The 19,617-nt window shown below is 58.3% G+C and carries 19 protein-coding genes and 1 tRNA gene; 4 read left to right on the top strand and 16 right to left on the bottom strand.

Features of this window, described 5'->3' with window-relative positions:
* Positions 1-105: 105 nt before the first annotated feature.
* From AC07N8_RS03355 to AC07N8_RS03340, 4 genes are all read right to left on the bottom strand, one after another.
* Positions 106-1,044 (bottom strand): AraC family transcriptional regulator, encoded by a 939-nt coding sequence (locus AC07N8_RS03355; RefSeq protein WP_493142208.1) that lies wholly within the window; start codon positions 1,042-1,044, stop codon positions 106-108.
* 22 nt (positions 1,045-1,066) lie between these two features.
* Positions 1,067-1,900, bottom strand: coding sequence for an oxidoreductase (locus AC07N8_RS03350; protein ID WP_493142210.1), 834 nt, complete (start codon positions 1,898-1,900; stop codon positions 1,067-1,069).
* Between the two features lie 268 nt (positions 1,901-2,168).
* Positions 2,169-2,666: a hypothetical protein gene (locus AC07N8_RS03345; protein ID WP_483843812.1), complete on the bottom strand. Its 498-nt coding sequence runs from the start codon at positions 2,664-2,666 to the stop codon at positions 2,169-2,171.
* Between the two features lie 629 nt (positions 2,667-3,295).
* Positions 3,296-3,385 (bottom strand) — tRNA-Ser (locus AC07N8_RS03340).
* A gap of 308 nt (positions 3,386-3,693) precedes the next feature.
* Here AC07N8_RS03340 and AC07N8_RS03335 point away from each other — a divergent pair.
* From AC07N8_RS03335 to AC07N8_RS03325, 3 genes are all read left to right on the top strand, one after another.
* The gene (locus AC07N8_RS03335) at positions 3,694-4,383 is read left to right on the top strand and encodes a crotonase/enoyl-CoA hydratase family protein (RefSeq protein ID WP_493142212.1); all 690 of its coding nucleotides are present in this window, start codon (positions 3,694-3,696) and stop codon (positions 4,381-4,383) included.
* 214 nt (positions 4,384-4,597) lie between these two features.
* The gene (locus tag AC07N8_RS03330) at positions 4,598-5,320 is read left to right on the top strand and encodes a 1-acylglycerol-3-phosphate O-acyltransferase (RefSeq protein WP_123434181.1); all 723 of its coding nucleotides are present in this window, start codon (positions 4,598-4,600) and stop codon (positions 5,318-5,320) included.
* A 147-nt stretch (positions 5,321-5,467) separates the two neighbouring features.
* The gene (locus AC07N8_RS03325; protein ID WP_483843814.1) at positions 5,468-6,439 is read left to right on the top strand and encodes a magnesium and cobalt transport protein CorA; all 972 of its coding nucleotides are present in this window, start codon (positions 5,468-5,470) and stop codon (positions 6,437-6,439) included.
* Positions 6,440-6,619: 180 nt separating this feature from the next.
* Here AC07N8_RS03325 and AC07N8_RS03320 read toward each other — a convergent pair whose 3' ends face one another.
* The 3 genes from AC07N8_RS03320 to AC07N8_RS03310 form a co-directional block, all read right to left on the bottom strand.
* Positions 6,620-7,342: an amidotransferase gene (locus tag AC07N8_RS03320; RefSeq protein ID WP_493142215.1), complete on the bottom strand. Its 723-nt coding sequence runs from the start codon at positions 7,340-7,342 to the stop codon at positions 6,620-6,622.
* A gap of 95 nt (positions 7,343-7,437) precedes the next feature.
* Positions 7,438-9,582 carry a 3-hydroxyacyl-CoA dehydrogenase NAD-binding domain-containing protein gene (locus tag AC07N8_RS03315; protein WP_493142217.1) on the bottom strand — a complete coding sequence of 715 codons (2,145 nt, stop codon included), beginning with the start codon at positions 9,580-9,582 and terminating at the stop codon, positions 7,438-7,440.
* A 27-nt stretch (positions 9,583-9,609) separates the two neighbouring features.
* Complete coding sequence (locus AC07N8_RS03310; protein ID WP_493142219.1) at positions 9,610-10,815, bottom strand: acetyl-CoA C-acetyltransferase; 1,206 nt, start codon at positions 10,813-10,815, stop codon at positions 9,610-9,612.
* A gap of 594 nt (positions 10,816-11,409) precedes the next feature.
* On the opposite strand from AC07N8_RS03310, the gene AC07N8_RS03305 reads away from it, so the two are divergent.
* On the top strand, positions 11,410-12,237 hold the full coding sequence (locus AC07N8_RS03305; RefSeq protein ID WP_493142221.1) for a c-type cytochrome: 828 nt from the start codon (positions 11,410-11,412) through the stop codon (positions 12,235-12,237).
* Between the two features lie 179 nt (positions 12,238-12,416).
* On the opposite strand, the gene AC07N8_RS03300 is transcribed toward AC07N8_RS03305, so the two are convergent.
* The 9 genes from AC07N8_RS03300 to AC07N8_RS03260 form a co-directional block, all read right to left on the bottom strand.
* Positions 12,417-13,226: a transglutaminase family protein gene (locus AC07N8_RS03300; protein WP_027922516.1), complete on the bottom strand. Its 810-nt coding sequence runs from the start codon at positions 13,224-13,226 to the stop codon at positions 12,417-12,419.
* Entirely contained in the window at positions 13,223-14,173 is a 951-nt protein-coding gene (locus AC07N8_RS03295) for an alpha-E domain-containing protein (RefSeq protein ID WP_483843818.1), read from the bottom strand. Before AC07N8_RS03295 ends, AC07N8_RS03300 begins: the two co-directional genes overlap by 4 nt.
* A 12-nt stretch (positions 14,174-14,185) precedes the next feature.
* Positions 14,186-15,595: a circularly permuted type 2 ATP-grasp protein gene (locus AC07N8_RS03290; RefSeq protein ID WP_027922514.1), complete on the bottom strand. Its 1,410-nt coding sequence runs from the start codon at positions 15,593-15,595 to the stop codon at positions 14,186-14,188.
* A gap of 395 nt (positions 15,596-15,990) precedes the next feature.
* Positions 15,991-16,332, bottom strand: a complete 342-nt coding sequence (locus AC07N8_RS03285) for a ribonuclease E inhibitor RraB (RefSeq protein ID WP_027922513.1) — start codon at positions 16,330-16,332, stop codon at positions 15,991-15,993.
* A gap of 214 nt (positions 16,333-16,546) precedes the next feature.
* Positions 16,547-16,780 (bottom strand): hypothetical protein, encoded by a 234-nt coding sequence (locus AC07N8_RS03280; protein ID WP_483843819.1) that lies wholly within the window; start codon positions 16,778-16,780, stop codon positions 16,547-16,549.
* A gap of 156 nt (positions 16,781-16,936) precedes the next feature.
* A complete protein-coding gene (gene speE / locus AC07N8_RS03275) occupies positions 16,937-17,812 on the bottom strand; it encodes a polyamine aminopropyltransferase (protein WP_123434171.1) in 876 nt (291 codons plus the stop codon).
* Between the two features lie 268 nt (positions 17,813-18,080).
* Entirely contained in the window at positions 18,081-18,272 is a 192-nt protein-coding gene (locus tag AC07N8_RS03270) for a PLDc N-terminal domain-containing protein (protein ID WP_483843821.1), read from the bottom strand.
* Positions 18,273-18,336: 64 nt separating this feature from the next.
* Positions 18,337-18,867, bottom strand: coding sequence for a hypothetical protein (locus tag AC07N8_RS03265; protein WP_483843822.1), 531 nt, complete (start codon positions 18,865-18,867; stop codon positions 18,337-18,339).
* Positions 18,868-19,008: 141 nt separating this feature from the next.
* Positions 19,009-19,527, bottom strand: a complete 519-nt coding sequence (locus AC07N8_RS03260; RefSeq protein WP_493142225.1) for an ankyrin repeat domain-containing protein — start codon at positions 19,525-19,527, stop codon at positions 19,009-19,011.
* Positions 19,528-19,617 lie beyond the last annotated feature (90 nt).

The following is a 19,617-nucleotide window of genomic DNA, read 5'->3' as shown; positions in this document are numbered from 1 at the left end:
AAACCTTATAAACGCCCCAACAGCAAAGCTTTCCAACAAGACTTCCTACAGAGCTTTGACTCGTCCTACATAAACTTCAGAAATGACAGCGCCCCCTTCATGGCTCTAATGCGACGACACATAGAGCGATGGCGTAGACGGCGCAGGCAATGCATAAGTCGCCTTCATCCACTCAATCTCCGCCTGTGGCGTTCGGCCGAAGAAGCGTTTGAACTCGCGACTGAACTGGGAGGCGCTTTCGTAGCCCACATTGAACGCCGCAGCCGAAGCGGTCATCGCGTTGTGCAGCATCAGCAATCGCGCCTGATGCAAGCGCGTCGACTTCAAGTATTGCATCGGGGACGAGTCCGTCACGCTGCGAAAATGCAGGTGAAAGCTGGGCACGCTCATGCTTGCTTCTTGGGCAAGAGACTCCACATCCAGGTGCTCCTGGTAGCAACTGTGGATCTTGCGAATGGCCCGAGTGACCTTGCCAAAGTGCCCCTGGCGATTGAGCGCAGCGCGCATCGAGCCACCCTGCTCGCCCGTCAGGATGCGGTAGTAGATTTCCCGCATCAGCGACGGGCCGAGTATTGGCGCATCGCCTGGCCGACTCATGGCTTCAAGGAAACGCAGCGTCGAGGTGCGTAACAAGTCGTCCATGGGCGAAGCGTACATGCCCTTGGGTTGGGCATCATTGGGTCCTAGCGCTTCATCGACTTGCAGCAGCAACTCGCTGGCCAGCTGGAAGTTCAGGCGCATGTAGACCGCCAGCATCGGCTCCGCTTCGCTGGCGTCGGTCTCCATGGTGAACGGAACGGGGACGGAGACCACAAGATAATGCTGGGCGTCGTAAAGGTAGACATCATCGCCCAGGTAGCCGCGCTTGCGCCCTTGGCACAGGATCACGATGCCGGGGTCGTACAAAACCGGAGTACGGGTCAGCGGGCGGTTGGAACGCAAAAAGCGCACATCCTCCAGCGCGCTCAAGTTGTAGCCCTCAAGCGGAGCGAGCTTTGCCATCAACTGCACCATGCGCGAGGTGCGTGTGTCGACCTGAGTCATTAATGCCCCCTGTGCTTGCCGATCAGCCGTCGGTTGAACGGGTCAACGCTTCCCATTGATCTATTTCACTGGCAGCGCTGGCAAGCTTGTCACGCACCAGGCTCAATGCATCGCTGCCCAACAACAAGTGTGCCGGCGGCGTCGGGCTGGCAATGACCTGCAACATTGCTTGCGCTGCTTTTCGCGGGTCGCCCAGCTGTTTGCCGCTCTTTTCTTCGCGAGCCTTACGTACCGGGTCGAAGCTGGCGTCATAGTCGGCAATGCTTCGCGGCGTGCGTTGCATCGAACGTCCTGCCCAGTCAGTGCGAAACGAACCGGGCGCCACCGCCGTGACGAAGATGTTGAAAGGGCGCAGCTCTTTGCTAAGTGTGTCCGAGATACCTTCGAGAGCAAACTTGCTGGCGCAATAGTAAGCGATACCCGGCATGGTGATGGTGCCGCCCATGGACGTGATGTTGAGGATGTGACCGGCCCGACGTTTGCGAAAATAAGGCAGGAACGCCTTGGTCACTGCTACCGCGCCGAAGACATTGACGTCGAACTGATGACGCATCTCATCCAGGGGCGACTCCTCGAGAATGCCCTCATGTCCGTAACCGGCATTGTTGACCAACACATCGACCGGGCCGTGGGTTGCTTCAACCTCCGCAATGACGCTGTCGATACGGTCAAAGTCCGTTACATCGAGGATGACCCCATGAGCACTGTCCGGCGAGAGAGCCTGAAAGGCTTGCAAGGCGCTTTCGCTGCGAACGGTGCCGATGACGCGATGGCCCGCTGCAAGCGCTTCTTGCGCCAAAGCGCTGCCGAAGCCGCTGCTGACCCCAGTGATGAATAGGGTTTTTCTGCTGATCATGGCGATCTCCGACAAGTAGATGTGGTGCCATGGTAGCTATCGCAAACCAGGCCACCTATGCCGATTTGTCTTCGAGCATTGCCTATTCGTATCAGGGTCAGGAGTCAGGTGGGCGCGGTTAGCCACTCAGAAGTTGTTTGTCGTGCACTTTCGATTGGTCGCCAGGTAGATCGAATTTAACGGTGAAGGAGAGATTCGATCTCTCGATATAACTTAGCCCAAAATAGATCTGTCCGTTTTATGCAAAGGGCACTAATCGTCACAGACATTATTTAACAGGACTCAGCAACGCGCGTTGCTCTTCAGTCAAAGAATCGATACTGATCACCGCAAGAGGTTTGGTGCCCGCCTTGGCGATTGGTTTACCCATATCAGCTGAGATTGACTCTGGAAGTTTGTACATTGCCCCGGTTGCCGGGTCGACGATAAGCATTCCAATCAAGCCCCCGATCAAGATATTTCCCCAATACCAGCCGCTAATATCCGAATCCAAGGTCGCCATCTTGTCGGAATACCCATCCTTCTTGAATAGCAAAGTATAGGTCTGCCCGGAAAAATACCCTTTGCTTGACTTCAGCGTTACTGTGCTGGGCGCGGTCCCCGAATGGACAATCTGGCCAGACTTGTTTTTGATCTCAAAAGAAGCGCCCTCTGGCGCACTTGAGACTGCCACCGGATACTCAGTCTCGCCGACGATGCTAGCGCAGCCCTGCAGACTCAATATCGCTATGTACACAGCCACTATTTTTACAATTCGCGTTTTCATTGTTCGACCTCGTATATTCTAACGTCATTACGGCGGCCTCTATTGGCCTATGCAAACTGTATAGAACGCGTCAAAACTTGTCCGAACCGCCCGGATGTTTTCATGGGTTTTCAGGCGTTTTCAGGGGGGTTCATCTTTTTTCAGGGTTATGTGTTCTGCGCAGACTCAAGAGTCAAAAAAGGCCAAGTCGGATACTGCAATGTCTCCGCTGATAGTTCGCACTACGGGGAATCTTTAAGTACCGAAAATCAATACATCAAACCGAAAAACTCGAACGTCCTGGATTTTTTGTCAGAGCCTCAACAACCTGGATACTGAGTCACGCCTTCCAATAGAAGGAAAGTCTTTTCATTAATTACAATGGAAACAATTACGAATGCGACCCTGCTGAGTCGGTAACGATTCAAAGCTATAACATCTGGTTTAAGAAAGTAGACCAGTTTGTGCGTCGCTTATACCGTCTTTTGAAAAGCACGCCTTGTAATGGTCAGGCAGGCACCGTTCATACACCATCATGCCCCCAACCCCATGGACAATTCCGAAACAGGTCCCGCTGGCCAAAACCAGACCCCAGAAACCACAAAACCCCTGATTTCTCTCGAAATCAGGGGTTCTGGTTACATCGAATTTGGCGGTGAAGGAGAGATTCGAACTCTCGATACAATTTCTTGTATACACACTTTCCAGGCGTGCTCCTTAAGCCACTCGGACACTTCACCGTATCTCGTCAAACAAGTTCTGTCTGTCGAGGCGCGCTAATGTAGTCGAAACCTTTTCCGATGGCAAACTTTTTTTGCAGAATTTTCATGCGCTTAGCGTTTTAGTCGTTCCGCCGGATTTGGGGTCATGGCAAACCTGCCAATCTCCGGCTTCGCGCCTGCTTCTATATAGAAGGGAATGCGCCGCGGATGTGGCGGGCTACGCTTGCCCGGCGGGGAAAGGGTGACTGACGGGTCAGTCACAGCGCTTTACCTGGCCTGCCGCGGTGGGTAACGTCTGCCCCAACTTTCATACAAGGAATAGCGTCATGAGTGAGTTGATTTCCTACCATCTCGAAGACGGTATCGCGACCCTGACCTTGAGCAATGGCAAGGTCAATGCCATCTCGCCCGACGTGATTGCCGCGTTTAACGCTGCGCTGGATCAGGCAGTGACTGATCGTGCGGTGGTGATCATTACCGGCACGCCGGGGATTCTGTCCGGGGGTTATGACTTGAAGGTGATGACGTCCGGGCCGAAAGAAGCCGTGGCGTTGGTCACTGCCGGTTCGACGCTGGCCCGCCGCCTGCTGTCGCACCCGTTCCCGGTGATCGTGGCGTGCCCGGGGCATGCCGTGGCCAAAGGTGCGTTCCTGCTGTTGTCGGCCGATTACCGCATCGGGGTTGATGGCCCGTTCAGCATTGGCTTGAACGAAGTGCAGATCGGTATGACCATGCACCACGCCGGTATCGAGATTGCCCGTGATCGTCTGCGCAAGTCGGCGTTCCATCGTTCCGTGATCAATGGCGAGATGTTTAACCCGCAGAGCGCTGTGGACGCAGGTTTCCTCGACGTGGTGGTCTCGGCCGAAGAGCTGGCAGGTGCCGCGCTGGCAGCAGCTCGTCAGCTAAAGAAGATCAACATGACTGCGCACAAGAACACCAAGTTGAAAGTACGCAAGGCGCTGCTGGAGACGCTGGACAACGCAATCATCCTCGATCAGCAACACTTGGGTTAAGCCCAGACGCGCTGCACCGAAAAGCCCGACCGTCGTGTCGGGCTTTTTCTTACCTGTGATGTTGAAAAGTCTGTAACCGCTCTAGAACGCGTCTGACCCACAAGTCGGAAACATGCGCACAAACATCGCCTATCTCCCTCCTCTATAGCGGCAATTGCCGAAAACAGTGCACATCCGTACACTGCGCCACCTTTTGTCCCGGTGGGGCCTGTAAATGCTGTTTGTGTTTCGTATGTTCTTGATGGGCCTGCACTTTATTCTGGCCGGTGTGCTGGGGGTGATTCTGGGCCTGTGTCGCCCGTTCAACCCGGACAACAGCCGTTTGTGCGCACGTCTGTATGCGTGGCCGGCAATGTGTATTTTGCGTTTACGGGTGAAGGCCGATGTCGGTCCGTTGATGGACAAACCTGACAGCTGCGTGATCATCGCCAATCACCAGTCCAACTACGACCTGTTTGTATTCGGCAACGTGGTGCCCCGCCGTACCGTGTGCATCGGCAAAAAGAGCCTGAAGTGGGTGCCGCTGTTTGGGCAGTTGTTCTGGCTGGCGGGCAACGTCTTGATCGACCGCGGCAATGCGCACAAGGCGCGCCAGTCGATGCTGACCACTACGCACACCTTGCAGCATGAAGACACGTCGATCTGGGTCTTCCCGGAAGGCACGCGCAACCTGGGTGAAGAGTTGCTGCCGTTCAAGAAAGGCGCGTTCCAGATGGCGATCGCTGCCGGCGTGCCGATCGTGCCGGTGTGTGTCAGCAGTTACGTCAAACACATGCGTTTGAACCGCTGGCGCAGTGGGAAAATTCTGATTCGTTCGTTGCCGGCGATTCCTACAGCGGGTTTGAGCCTGGACGACATGCCCCTGCTGATGGCCCAGTGCCGCGAACAGATGCGCGAATGCATCGCTTCGATGGATCGGCAACTGCAAGCCGCGTAAAAAGAAACCCGCCTGGTGCGGGTTTTCTTTTGCCTTCGAACTTTTGCCTTCGAACTCTGCAGAGTTCGCTCACTCTGAAGCATCAGACAAGGCTAAGCTGAAGAATGCCTGCCACTGCCACCTGCTAATAAGAAGTGAACCTGAATCATGGGTAGAGTTGTTGCTGCTGCGGTTTACAGCGCCGGTAAGAAAGTCACCAATATCACCCTCGACGAAGGCGCAGCCTGGGCCGCAAAACCCGACCACTTTGTGTGGATCGGCCTCGAAGAGCCGGACGCCCAAGAACTGGCCAACCTGCAACGCCAGTTCAACCTGCACGAACTGGCCATCGAAGATGCCCTGGAAAAGCACAGCCGGCCGAAGCTCGAAACCTTTGGCGACGCATTGTTTATCGTCACGTACTCACCGATTCGTAACGAGGGCAAACTCGAGTTCATCGAGACACATATCTTTGCCGGCAACGGCTACATCATCACTGCACGCAATGGCCATTCAGCTTCCTACGCCTATGTACGGCAACGCTGTGAGGCACGCCCGTTGTTGCTTGAACACGGAGAGGACTTCGTTCTCTATGCCATCCTCGACTTCGTGATCGAAAACTACCAGCCCGTGGGTGAAGCAATCCACGCCGAAATCGATGAGCTGGAGCGCAACGTGTTGTGCAGTGCGCTGAACGAACATGACATCCAGAAACTGCACGGCCTGCGCCGGGACGTATTGCGCTTGCGTCGTTATGCGGCGCCGATGGTCGAGATCGGTGAGGAACTGCAGAAGCTGAGCTTCCCGTTCATCGACAAGAACATGCGCCCGTACTTCCGGGATGTGCAGATCCACGTGACGCGGCAGATGGAAGACCTGACGACCCTGGCCGACATTGCCAGCCAGACGATTGAGGTGGGGGTGTTGTTGGAGGCTTCACGTCAGAGCGTGGTGCAGCGCAAGTTTGCGGCGTGGGCGGCGATTTTGGCGTTTCCGACGGCGGTGGCCGGGATTTACGGGATGAACTTCCAGAACATGCCGGAGCTGGCGTGGCACTACGGGTACTTCGGGGTGTTGGGGTTTATTGCGCTGGGATGCACGGGGTTGTGGGCGAGTTTCAAGAAATCCGGATGGTTGTAACGGCTTGCTTACCTGTAGCGAGGGAGCTTGTGTGGCGAGGGGGCTTGCCCCCGTTGGGGTGCGAAGCGCCCCCAGCACTTATTCAGACAAACCGCGTTGCCTGAATGGCGACTGCTGCGCAGCCGAGCGGGAGCAAGCTCCCTCGCCACAGAAAGCTCCTCACCGCAGAAATTGTGAACCTCAGACCGTTTCTGGCTTGTGCGCCACAAACCGCATCATCCACTCCGCAACCGTAGCGCCATGATGCTCATGCTCAAGGCTGGCCACGCCTTTCGAGTAGATCTGCTCACCCAGCGCTTCCTGACGAATTTCCAGCAGCGCCCGCGAATAGTCGTGAATGAATTCCGGATGCCCCTGGAAGCACAGCACTTGATCGTTGATGTGGTAAGCGGCGAACGGGCAGAAATCGCTGGAGGCGATGACCGTGGCGTTTTCGGGTAGCGAGGTCACCTGATCCTGGTGGCTGATCAACAACGTCAACTCTTCCCGGACCGGGCTCATCCACGGCGCCTTGGCCGCGAGTTTGTAATTGTGGGTGCCGACGCCCCAGCCTTGGGTGGCGCGTTCGCTTTTGCCGCCCAGCAACAACGCCAGCAACTGATGGCCGAAACACACGCCCAAGAGTTTGTCGCCGCGTTCGTAGCGGGTCAGCAGGTATTTCCTGAGGGTTTCGATCCACGGGTCGGTGCCGAAGGAATCGGCCTTGCTGCCGGTGACCAGATAAGCGTCGAAGGTCAGGTCATCGCTTGGGTATTCGCCCTGCATCACGTTATAGACCGTGAACTCGGCAGCGATGGGTTGCTGCGAAAACAGACGCTGGAACATCTGCCCGTAACCCTGATATTGATCGACCAGTTCCGGACGCAGGATGTCGGTTTCCAGAATGCAGATGCGTAACGACATAAAAAATACCTGACACGTGATGGGAATAATGCACACCCCAGAGCCTGCCTCGAAACACCGTTCCAAGGCAAGCCCTGCGAGGCGTCACCGGTCCCTTAAAACGTCTCCCCTTTGGCGGCTTTTTCCAGCAACAACGCTGGCGGATTGAAGCGTTCGCCATACTGCGCGGCCAGGTATTGGGCGCGGGCAACGAAGTCTTGTACGCCGTACTGATTGATGAATTGCAGCGCACCGCCGGTCCAGGCCGCGAAACCGATGCCGAAGATCGAACCGACGTTGGCGTCCGCCGTCGACATCAGCACGCCCTCCTCCACACAGCGCACGGTTTCGATGGCTTGCACGAACAGCAGGCGATCACGCACATCCTTTGGCGAAATCTGCCCGTCAGGCTTCTCGAAACGGCTTTTCAGCTCCGGCCACAGATATTTCTGGCCTGCGGCCGGGTAGTCGTAGAAACCGCCGCCTGCCGCTTTACCGGGCCGTTTGTATTCGTTGAGCAGCAAGTCGATCACCGCAAATGCCGGATGCTCTGTCAGCGGTTTCCCTTCGGCTTGCAGGTCTTTGGCCGTTTGCTGACGGATATGGCTCATGAGGCTGAGGGAAACTTCGTCAGAAATCGCCAGCGGCCCGATGGGCATGCCAGCCTTGCGCGCTTCGGTTTCGATCATCGGCGCGCTGACGCCTTCGCCGAGCATGGCGATGCCTTCGTTGGTGAAGGTGCCAAACACCCGCGAGGTAAAGAAGCCGCGACTGTCGTTGACCACGATCGGGGTTTTCTTGATTTGCAGGACGAAATCAAAGCCTCGAGCCAGGGTTTCGTCGCTGGTATTGGCGCCTTTGATGATTTCCACCAATGGCATTTTTTCCACGGGACTGAAGAAGTGCAGGCCGATGAATTTGCTCTGATCCGGCACCGCAGTTGCGAGGCCGCTGATCGGCAAAGTCGAGGTGTTGGAAGCGATCACCGCGTCCGGCCCGACGACTGTTTGCGCGGCCGACGAGACCTTGGCTTTGAGCTCGCGATCTTCGAACACCGCTTCGATAATCAGATCGCAACCGGCCAGGTCCGCATCGCTTTCGGTGGTGCGGATCCGCGCCAGAATCGCCTCACGTTGCTGCGCAATCATCTGGCCGCGCGCAACTTTCTTGTCCAGCAACGCTGCCGAATGGGCCTTGCCCTTCTCCGCTGCCGCCAGAGTAATGTCCTTGAGCACCACCTCGATGCCAGCCGATGCGCTGACAAACGCGATGCCCGCGCCCATCATCCCGGCGCCTAGTACCCCGACTTTTTGCGTCACGTAGGGCGCAAAACCTTGCGGCCGCGAGCCGCCGGCATTGATCTCGTTGAGTTGGAACCAGAACGTACCAATCAGGTTTTTCGAGACCTGGCCGGTGGTCAATTCAGTGAAGTAGCGGGTTTCGATCAGGTGCGCAGTGTCGAAATCCACTTGGGCGCCTTCAACCGCCGCGCAGAGGATTTTCTCCGGCGCGGGCATGCAGCCCTGGGTTTTGCTGCGCAGGATCGACGGCGCGATGGCGAGCATCTGCGCGACTTTCGGGCTGGACGGGGTGCCGCCGGGGATCTGATATCCCTTCACGTCCCACCGTTGTACCGCCGTCGGATTGCCCAGAATCCATGTCCGCGCCTTGCTCAGCAGTTCGCCAGAATCCTTCGCCACTTCGTCAATCAACCCGGCCTGCAACGCCTGTTGTGGCCGAACTTTTTTGCCCTCCAGCAGGTAGGGCAAGGCTTTCTCGATGCCCAGCATCCGCACCATGCGCACCACCCCGCCGCCGCCCGGCAGCAAGCCAAGCGTGACTTCCGGCAGGCCGAGTTGCACCGACGGATTGTCCAGCGCCACGCGGTGATGGCACGCCAGGCAGATTTCCCAACCGCCGCCCAATGCGGCGCCGTTGATCGCGGCCACCACCGGTTTGCCAAGGGTTTCCAGGGTGCGTAATTGACCCTTGAGGGTCAGCACCATGTCGTAGAAGGCTTTGGCTTCGGGCTTGCCGACCTTGATCAGTTCATTGAGGTCGCCGCCGGCGAAGAACGTCTTCTTGGCCGAGGTGATGATGACCCCGGCGATGCTGTCTTTTTCAGCGACCAACCGGGCGACGCACGCGGCCATGGCTTCGCGGTAGACCGCGTTCATGGTGTTGGCGCTCTGGCCCGGCATGTCGATGGTCAGGACAACGATCTGGTCCTGACCCTTTTCGTAACGAATGGCTTCAGTCATGAACATGTTTCCTTGGAAGTCGGGGGCTCAGAGGCGTTCGATGATGGTGGCAATGCCCATGCCGCCACCGACACACAATGTCGCGAGGCCATAGCGCAGGCGCCGAGTTTCCAGCTCATCGAGCAGCGTGCCGAGAATCGCGCAGCCCGTGGCGCCCAGCGGATGGCCCATGGCGATGGAGCCGCCGTTGACGTTGACCTTGTCCGGATCGATGGCCATGTCCTTGATGAATTTGAGCACCACCGAGGCGAACGCTTCGTTGACTTCGAACAGGTCGATGTCTTCCACCCGCAGCCCGGCCTTTGCCAGCGCTTTACGGGTGGCCGGCGCCGGACCGGTGAGCATGATGGTCGGATCGGTGCTGGTGACCGCCGTGGCGACGATCCGCGCCCGAGGCTGCAAGCCCAGCGCCCGGCCCTTGGCTTCGGAACCGATCAACATCAGCGCCGCACCATCGACGATCCCGGAGCTGTTGCCCGGCGTGTGCACGTGATTGATCCGCTCGACATGGCTGTAGACACGCAACGCCGTGGCGTCGAAGCCCATTTGCCCCATCATCTCGAAACTCGGCTTGAGCTTGCCCAGGCCTTCCAGGGTGGAGTCGGCGCGAATGAACTCATCATGATCGAGCAGGATGATGCCGTTCTGATCCTGCACCGGCACCAGCGACTTGTTGAACGAACCGTTCGCCCGTGCCCGCGCCGCTTTCTGTTGCGAGTGCAGCGCGTAGGCATCGACGTCCTGGCGACTGAACCCTTCGAGGGTGGCAATCAGGTCGGCGCCCACGCCTTGCGGCGTGAAATGGCTGTGCAGATTGGTTTCCGGGTCCAGCGCCCAAGCCCCGCCGTCGCTGCCCATCGGCACGCGGGACATCGACTCGACCCCGCCGACCACCACCAGGTCTTCGAAACCGGAACGCACCTTCATCGCGCCGAAGTTCACCGCCTCAAGGCCCGACGCGCAGAAGCGGTTGATCTGCACGCCCGAGACGCTGACGTCCCAATCCGCCACCTGAGTTGCGGTTTTGGCGATATCGGAGCCTTGATCACCAATCGGCGTCACGCAGCCGAGTACCACGTCATCGACCTGGCTGGTATCGAGCGACGTGCGCTGTTGCAGCGCCGTGAGCAAGCCGGCCACCAGATTGACCGGTTTGACGCTGTGCAAGGCGCCATCGGCCTTGCCTTTGCCACGGGGCGTGCGTAACGCGTCGAAAATCAAAGCTTGGGTCATGACGTCCTCGAACCTGGGCGGTGAGTAAATACTGAGTGCTCACTCTTATGCCGGGCCGCCGCGGATTCAATGACCGCAGTGCTCACTGACATTGACGGACACGCTCAGACGGACGGTAGTGAGCTACCGGATTAACCGTTTCAGGAGCCGGAAGTGTCTAGCAATAGGGCGCCCAAGAAGCTGGCAATAGGCCTCATGCCGTTTTAATAGTTTTTTTAGGTAGTTCCATACGAAATGGATCTAAACCGGGAGTGACGCGGGCTCTAAGGTGAAGTGTACGAAGTTGTCGTCGGGTTTTGCCGAGGCGCTCGTCCTACAGGAAGTGCAACGCTCTGCCGTCATGGAGATATGCAGGCAGGCATCAGGAAATAACAAAAAAGGCGGTCAAGCCATGTTCAAACATTCGAAAGTACGTCAAGCCGGGCTCATTCTTTTCGCCACCACGCTGTTGTTGATTTTGCCGAATCTGACCAAGGTGATTGGCTAGTCGGCAGAAAATACGGCGTCAGGTATTTATATCGTCATTCCAAAAATGTGACTGGCCCGCTACCCGGGCCAGCGAGGGTGTGCCAACCTTTACGGCACTTCCACGACATGGACGGCGATCTATTGAAAACGCTCATTCTGTTCGGGGCCTTGCTGCTCAGCACGCCTCTGTTTGCCGCACAGCTGAACCTCGAGCTAGGCGCGACCACTCGCACCTGGCAGACCGAAGAACTGCTCAAGCACCCGCAAGTCCAGACCCTTCATGTTGCCGACGACGTTTCCTACAAACAGGACATGAGCTATCAAGCGGTGCCGCTGGCGGCGCTGTTGACCGGTATCAAGCCCGACGACCATTTGCAAGCCGTGGCGCTGGACGGATTTGCCGCCGAGTTGGCCGCGGCTCCGTTGCTCAACACCCAAGGTGCGCGGGCGTGGCTGGCGATTGAGGACCCGGCGAAACCGTGGCCGGCGTTGTCGGAAGGCAAGCCGAGTGCCGGGCCGTTTTATCTGGTCTGGACGGATCCGCAAGCTGGCAATATCAGCCCGGAGCAGTGGCCGTTTCAGGTGTCCAGCATCAAGCGCCTGGCACCGGTGGCAGCGCGCTTCCCTGCCCTGCTGCCTGATCCGGCGTTGAAGGCGAACGATCCGGTGAATCAGGGATTTGCGTTGTTCCAGAAGAACTGCCTGGCGTGCCATCGATTGAATGGTGCCGGGGACGCGCAGTTCGGGCCGGATTTGAATATTCCGTATAGCCCGACCGAGTATTTCGGGGCGGAGTTCTTGAAGCGCTATATCCGTGATCCGCAGAGTTTGAGGCAGTGGCCGCAGGCGAAGATGCCGGGGTTTACGGCGCAGGTGTTGCCGGATGGTGATCTGGAAATGCTGATGGGGTATTTGAAGCACATGGCCGGACGCAAACTGTCTCCAGCCAAGTAAGCGCACACCTGTGGCGAGGGAGCTTGCTCCCGCTGGGCTGCGCAGCAGCCCTAAAACCCGGAAACTCGATCAGATTGGCATACCGCGCTGCCTTGGTTGAGGGCCGCTACGCGCCCCAGCGGGAGCAAGCTCCCTCGCCACAAAAGCGTGCTTCCACAGGGGATTTGTGAAATCCCGGATTACTGTTGTTGAACGGAGATAACCGGCATCGGTGTCGGTGACACAAACACCTTCGCATGCATCTGCTCACACCCGCCGCCCCGGCGCATTCCGCGTACCGGGCAGGCATCCAGGTAATCCAGGCCCACCGCCAGTTTCAAATGCCGTTCCGGTCGGGCCAATTCGTTGGTCACGTCAAAGCTGTACCACGCATCATCCAGCCACGCTTCCGCCCAGGCGTGACTGGCCAGGTGTTCGCTGTTCTCGCTGTACAGATAACCGGACACATACCGCGACGGAATGCCCAGGCTTCGCGCGCAGGCGAGAAACGCATGGGTGTGGTCCTGACAGACGCCGGAACGTCCGGCAAAGGCCTGGGCCGCGCTGGTGTCGACTTCGGTCGAACCCGGCGTGTAGGTCATGTGCTGGTTCAGGCCATGCATCAAGTCGATCAGCGCGGTGCGATCCCGACGGGTCTTGCATTCCTTTTGCGCGAACGCTCGCAAGGCTTCGTCGGCTTCGGTCAGCCGGGTGAAACGCAGGAACGGCAGCGCCGACTGGCTCTCATGCTCGGCTTCGCGCAGTTCATCGATATCCACCTGACCACGGGCGCCGATGATGATCGCCTCGTGCGGCTCGTCCATGGTCAGCACGTGCAGGATGTTGCCGAACGGGTCGAGTTGCGCGCGCACCGGGCGCGGCAGGTCGAGTTGCCAGCTGAGCACGTGCTGACGCTCGCTGTCATGGGGTGTCAGTCGCAGGTACTGGATGCTCGCCCGCACCTGATCTTCATAGTGATAGGTGGTTTCGTGGCTTATGGAAAGTCTCATGCAGCCTCCAGGTATGAACTGTGAATGGCGTTGCCCAACTGGCGCACCAGCGGGATGAATTCGGTCAGCCAGGCGTGCAGGCCTTCGTCGAGAATTTCGTTGATGCCGGTGTAGCGCAGGCGTGCGTCGATCTCGGCGGCCAGGCGTTGCGCGGGACGGCCGTTTGCTCCCGGCAGGCTGGCGAGGATCTGGTCGATTTCTTCGGTGCAGGCACGCAGCGAACGCGGTACATCGGCCCGCAGCAACAGCAACTCCGCCACATGCCGGGCACCGGGTGCGTCGCGATAGATCTCGGTGTACGCCTCGAACGACGACAGCGCTCGCAGCAAGGCGCTCCACTGGTAATAGGCGTGCGCCGTGCCGTCACTGACCGCTTCGGCTTGATCACCGGCCATTTCGTAGCGCGCATCGAGCAGGCGCAGCGTGTTGTCCGCCCTTTCGATAAACGTCCCCAGACGAATGAAGCGGAACGCATCGTTTCGCATGATGGTGCCGTAGGACGCGCCCCGGAACAGGTGGGAACGTTCCTTGATCCACTCACAAAAACGGCTCATGCCGTAGCGACTCAAGCCCTGTTCGGCGATCCCGCGAATTTCCAGCCAGGTGGCGTTGATGTTTTCCCACATGTCGGCGGTGATTCGCCCACGCACCGCATGGGCACTGGCTCGCGCCGAACCGAGGCAGCTGTAGATGCTCGCCGGGTTGGCCGCATCGAGGGCGAAGAAATGCAGCAGCCGTTCGGCATGCAACTCGCCGTGGCGCTCCAGGTAATCGTCCAGGGTGCCGGTGATCAGCAGCGGCATGGCGAGTTCGTGCAGCCCGTCGCCGCGACCATCCTGCGGCATCAGCGACAGCGAATAACTGATGTCGAGCATCCGTGCGAGGTTTTCCGCCCGCTCCAGGTAACGCGACATCCAATACAAATCCGAGGCAGTTCTACTTAACATGGCAGGCTTCCTTCAATCCTCGACCACCCAGGTGTCCTTGGTTCCGCCACCCTGGGAGGAATTCACCACCAGAGAGCCTTCACGCAGGGCGACACGGGTCAAACCGCCGGGCACAACCCGGGTTTCGCGACCAGACAATACAAACGGACGCAGGTCGATGTGGCGTGGCGCAATGCCGTTTTCGACAAAGGTCGGACAGGTCGACAGGGACAACGTCGGTTGCGCGATATACGCGTGCGGCTTGGCTTTGATCCGTGCACGGAACGACTCGATTTCCGCCGCCGTCGCCGCCGGCCCCACCAGCATTCCGTAACCGCCGGAGCCCTGGGTTTCCTTGACCACCAGATCCGGAAGATTGGCCAATACGTGGGACAGTTCGGAGGGATTGCGGCACTGGAACGTCGGCACGTTCTTCAGGATCGGTTCTTCGTCGAGGTAGAAACGGATCATGTCGGTGACAAACGGGTACACCGACTTGTCGTCCGCCACACCGGTGCCGATGGCATTCGCCAACACGACGTTGCCGGAACGGTACGACGACAACAGCCCCGGAACGCCCAGCATCGAGTCCGGATTGAATGCCAGAGGATCGAGGAACGCGTCGTCCAGGCGACGGTAGATCACGTCGACGGCTTTCGGCCCGTCCGTGGTGCGCATGAACACCTTGTCATCGCGCACGAACAGATCCGCCCCCTCCACCAGTTCAACGCCCATCTCCCGAGCCAGAAAGGCATGCTCGAAAAACGCGCTGTTGAAACGACCCGGCGTCAGCACCACCACGCTCGGGTTATCGATCGGGCTGGAGCTTTTCAGGGTATCCAGAAGCAGATTCGGATAGTGATCGATTGGCGCAATGCGTTGCGCCGCGAACAGTTCGGGGAACAGGCGCATCATCATCTTGCGGTCTTCGAGCATGTAGCTCACACCGCTCGGTGTACGCAGGTTGTCTTCGAGCACGTAGTACGTGCCGTCACCGTCGCGCACCAGATCGACGCCAGAGATGTGCGAATAGATGTCCCGGTGCAGATCCAGCCCTTGCATCGCCAACTGGTATTGCTCGTTGGCCAGCACTTGCTCGGCCGGGATGATGCCGGCCTTGATGATGCGCTGCTCGTGATAGAGGTCGGCAAGGAACATGTTCAGTGCCTTGACCCGCTGAATGCAGCCGCGCTCGACGACCCGCCATTCGCTGGCAGGAATACTTCGCGGAATGGTGTCGAAGGGAATCAGGCGCTCTGTCCCCTGCTCGTCCCCGTAGAGCGTGAAGGTTATCCCGGCGCGATGAAATAACAGATCGGCCTCGCGTCGCCGTTGTGCCAAAAGCTCGTCAGGCGTTTCGGCCAGCCAACGGGCAAACTCCCGATAATGCGGACGGACCTGGCCGCCGGCATCGTACATTTCATCAAAATAGGTGCGGATCATGCCGTACTCCTTGTCACCCGGACACCTAGGCTTCGCAAGGCCCGTGCCAGCGGCAGAAACGCTTTGATATCAATCGGTTGGATAATCGCTCCGTTTACATCGCACCATTCCTGTGCAGCAAACGCCCCAACCTGACAGCCCCCGCTTCATTGCAAGGCGACGTTGTCGCCTATCACCAGCATAGTCAGAGTTGATTTCACTGCCCGGCCGCCGGTGCGGATAATCCGCGCATTCGCTGGAAAAACAGCCCGAACTTCCCTTTAGCCGCCTGCTCAGGCGGTTTTTTTTGCCCCGGATTCTTGTTTCAGGGTTTTGCCGGACGTGTTTTACGTCCCCCGCAAACTAAAACGGCCAACCCGAAGGCCAGCCGTTAGTGCGTGTCACTGTTCATAGGATTATGCGAGTAGCCCTCGTACCTCCTGCTTGACGCCCCATCCTTCGATGATGCCGCCCAGAGGCTCGACCACCGCCTCGAAGCCTTGCTCGAAATCGCCGATGTCATCGTAGGTGGCGTACATGACTTTGCTCAGTTCGAGCGCCCATGCACCGTCGTCGCGCACACTGATTTGCGCATTCAGGGATTCACCACGGTAATGACCTGCTGCTCTGCGGGCCCGCTCCTCGTCGGGAAAAATGGCGTAGAACTCGATGGGGTGGAATCTTGAAAAGTCGAAACCGCCTTCTTTCATGCGGCGCAGCACCGAGCTGCTGATGTCTTCTTGATAGGCTGTGCTCATGAAACGTCCCCCTCATAGTGATGGATAGACTTTCCGTATTCCCGGGCACACGCAGCCGAGTGGTGCGCGCGATGCGGCAACCTCGTTGCCGGTGGGAAGCAAGCATGTAGCTGACAAGACCAGACCTTAGCGATCCATTCGCTGATCTCGATTGCAGAGTAGCCTCAAGAGAGAGCCGCTGCCAAGGCCTGGATGAGAATCAGACAGGAGAGGTTCAGATTGGCGTGATGCCGAGGATTTGTATGCTGTTCTGCGTCTTGAGACTTTTGACGCTCGCATCGGGGGTTCGCCCTTCCAGATCGTTCAGATCCAGTTCGGCGGCGACAGGCAGGAGTCGGGCCTTGATGAGTTTGGCGGCGTGCTCGTTGTCCGGGCACTCGTCGCACTCAAAGACTTCATCGATTGTTTCACCGTGATCATCCACGAAAGTGATTTTCCACTTTTGCATCAGTGCCTCCTCGATAAAGCCCATGGATGGGCTTACATGCATCTGGACTTTTGCGCTGACTGATCGTTCAAACGAATAACGCGTACTGACAGGAAAAACATGACCCCATGTGGGAGCGGGCTTGCTCGCTCCCACATGGGGGTATGGGTACATCCTTTAGTCGTTGCTTGGCTTGTTCACCGCTTGCAGCACGTATTGCGGCAAGGCGAAGGCGCCGATGTGAATTTCTGGATTGTAGTAGCGGGTGATGATGCCGCTGCCGGCGAAACGCTGTTGCAGGGTTTCACGGGACAATTTGCGATAAGCGGTATTGGTCGCGCCCCAGGCAAACGTCATCGAGCCGCCGATGTAGGTCGGCACGGCCGCCTGATAGAAGTGCCAGTCCGGGAACAGGCTGCGCAGACGCCCGGCGGTGGTTTTGACTTCTTCGATCTGCATGAACGGGGTGCCGTTCTGCGTTACCAGGATGCCGCCTTCGTTCAGGCAGCGACGGCAGGCCTGGTAGAAGTTTTCCGAGAACAGCACTTCGCCCGGACCGATCGGGTCGGTGGAGTCGGAAATGATCACGTCGAACTTTTCAGTGGTGGTGGCGACGAAACGCATGCCGTCGTCGATCACCAGGTTCAGGCGAGGGTCCTCGAATGCACCTTTGGAGTGGTTCGGCAGGAACTCCTTGCACATGTCGACCACGGTGCCGTCGATCTCGACCATGGTGATGTGTTCGATGCTGCGGTGCTTGGCCACTTCACGCAGCATGCCGCCGTCGCCGCCACCGATGATCAGCACGCGCTTGGCGCTGCCGTGCGCCAGGATCGGCACGTGGGTGAGCATTTCGTGGTAGATGAATTCGTCGGCTTCGGTGGTCTGGATCACGCCGTCCAGCGCCATCACCCGGCCCATGCGCGGGTTTTCGAAAATCACCAGGTGCTGGTGTTCGGTGCGCACTTCGTGCAGCAGTTTTTCCATGCGAAAACGCTGGCCGTAACCTTCGTAGAGGGTTTCCAGGTATTCGCTGGTAGGGGTATTGCTCATGGGAAGTGCTCCGATGAATGCGGGTGGCAACGGACGGTTACCCGCCCATGATGGCCAATCGAGCAGCTCGATTAACCAGGAAAGGCGCGCATTCTACGTCGCGGAAGATGACAGGTCGAACCTCACTTGATGAGTCGACACATTCACCTGTGGGAGCGAGCCTGCTCGCGAAAGCGGAACTACATCCAACATCCATGCGACAGGCAAACCGCTTTCGCGAGCAGGCTCGCTCCCACAGGCGGAAATGGGGTCGGCTTTGAGAGTGTGCTCAGGCCCGGACGTTGCCCCGTGGCCCGGCGATGGCCCAGATGATCAGGCCCAACACCGGCAGGAACGCGATCAACAGCACCCAGAGGATTTTCATCCCGGTGGTGGCGCCACTTTTAAACACGTTGATGATGGCCCAGATATCCAGCACGAAAATGATCAAGGCGACCAGGCTGTTGAACGTAGAACCCATGGTGACGCTCCCTAAGAGTGATATGCACCCTTAGGATAGCCGGGCCTCGCGAGGGTTCCGCTTTTTAAACGTGAATCGCAACCTTCAGCGCTTCCAGCGACGGCGCAGCAGTGATGCCGACTTCGGCGCACAGCTCCAGCACGCGCGGCACATCGTTGCCGTAGACCAGCACCACTTGCAGCTCGTCATCGAGCAACTGGCTGAAGTTCATCAACGTGTAACCACCGTTTTCCTTGTTCATGCTGCCCATTTGCACCTGAATGCGGTTAAGTGCTGTCAGGGCTTCGGTCTTGGCCAGTTGCTTGGGTTTGATGTTGAAATCAACGCCAGGGCCGAACGAGGCGACGATCTGGGCGAACAGGTCCATGTAGGTGTCGGCCTGGAACAGCACCGTCTCCGGCAAACTGCCAACCACCACCCATTCACCCAACGGGATCGGGAACGTGTCGTCGTAGTTGATATCCGGGTTGGCCGCCAGGAAAGCCTGAGGATCGGCGTAAGCCTGAGCTGCTTCGTCAGCAACCTTGAGGATTTCGTCATCGCTCATGCACCCGGAGCTGATTTTGCTGATGAGTTCGACGAGTGCGGCTTTCATGAGGTGGATCCTGTAGCGAATGAATTTTGAGGGCGCGAAGGATAGCGCATTGATTGCGTTTGGCCCATTCGCGAGCAGGCTCGCTCCCACTTTGGGAATGCATCCTCCTGTGGGAGCGAGCCTGCTCGCGAAGACATACTGTCAGCCAATCAGTTTCTCAAGCTGGGCGATGGTGTCGGTGGCGCCGAGGGTTTTCGCGGCATCGAGGGCCGACACGCCGTTGGCGTCCTTGGCTTTCGGATCGGCACCTTTGCTGATCAGGTAGTCGACGATTTCGACGCGGTTGAACATCGCCGCCATCATCAGCGCGGTACGGCCATCAAACGACGAGCCCTCCACTTGCGCCCCGCCCTCGACCAAGGCCTTGACCACCGCCAGGTCGCCCTTGAATGCGGCACCGGCAATCGGGCTTTGGCCGTTGTCGTTGCGGATTTCCGGATCGGCCTTGTGTTCGAGCAGGACTTTCACAGTGTCCACGTGGCCGTGGTAGGCGGCCAGCATCAGCAAGGTGTCGCCCTTGTGGTTACGCAGGTTGGGCGGCAGGCCTTTGGTCAGCAACGCAGCCATCATGGCCGCATCGCCCTCGCGCGCCTTGTTGAATACCTGTTCGGCAAATTCAGCGGCTTCTTCGGGGGTCATCTGGCGGCTTTGGTCTGACATCGGGGGCTCCCTGTTCGGTTATTCGCAAAGCCGACAGTTTCCCGAGCAGCCCCTGCGCTGTCACTTGTTTTTTCTCAAGGGCGGCCATAG

It is taken from the genome of Pseudomonas sp. GW821-FHT10C09, from assembly GCF_059415465.1.
Note: the sequence above shows the minus strand (reverse complement) of the source record. Positions and strands in the feature narration are given on the sequence as shown.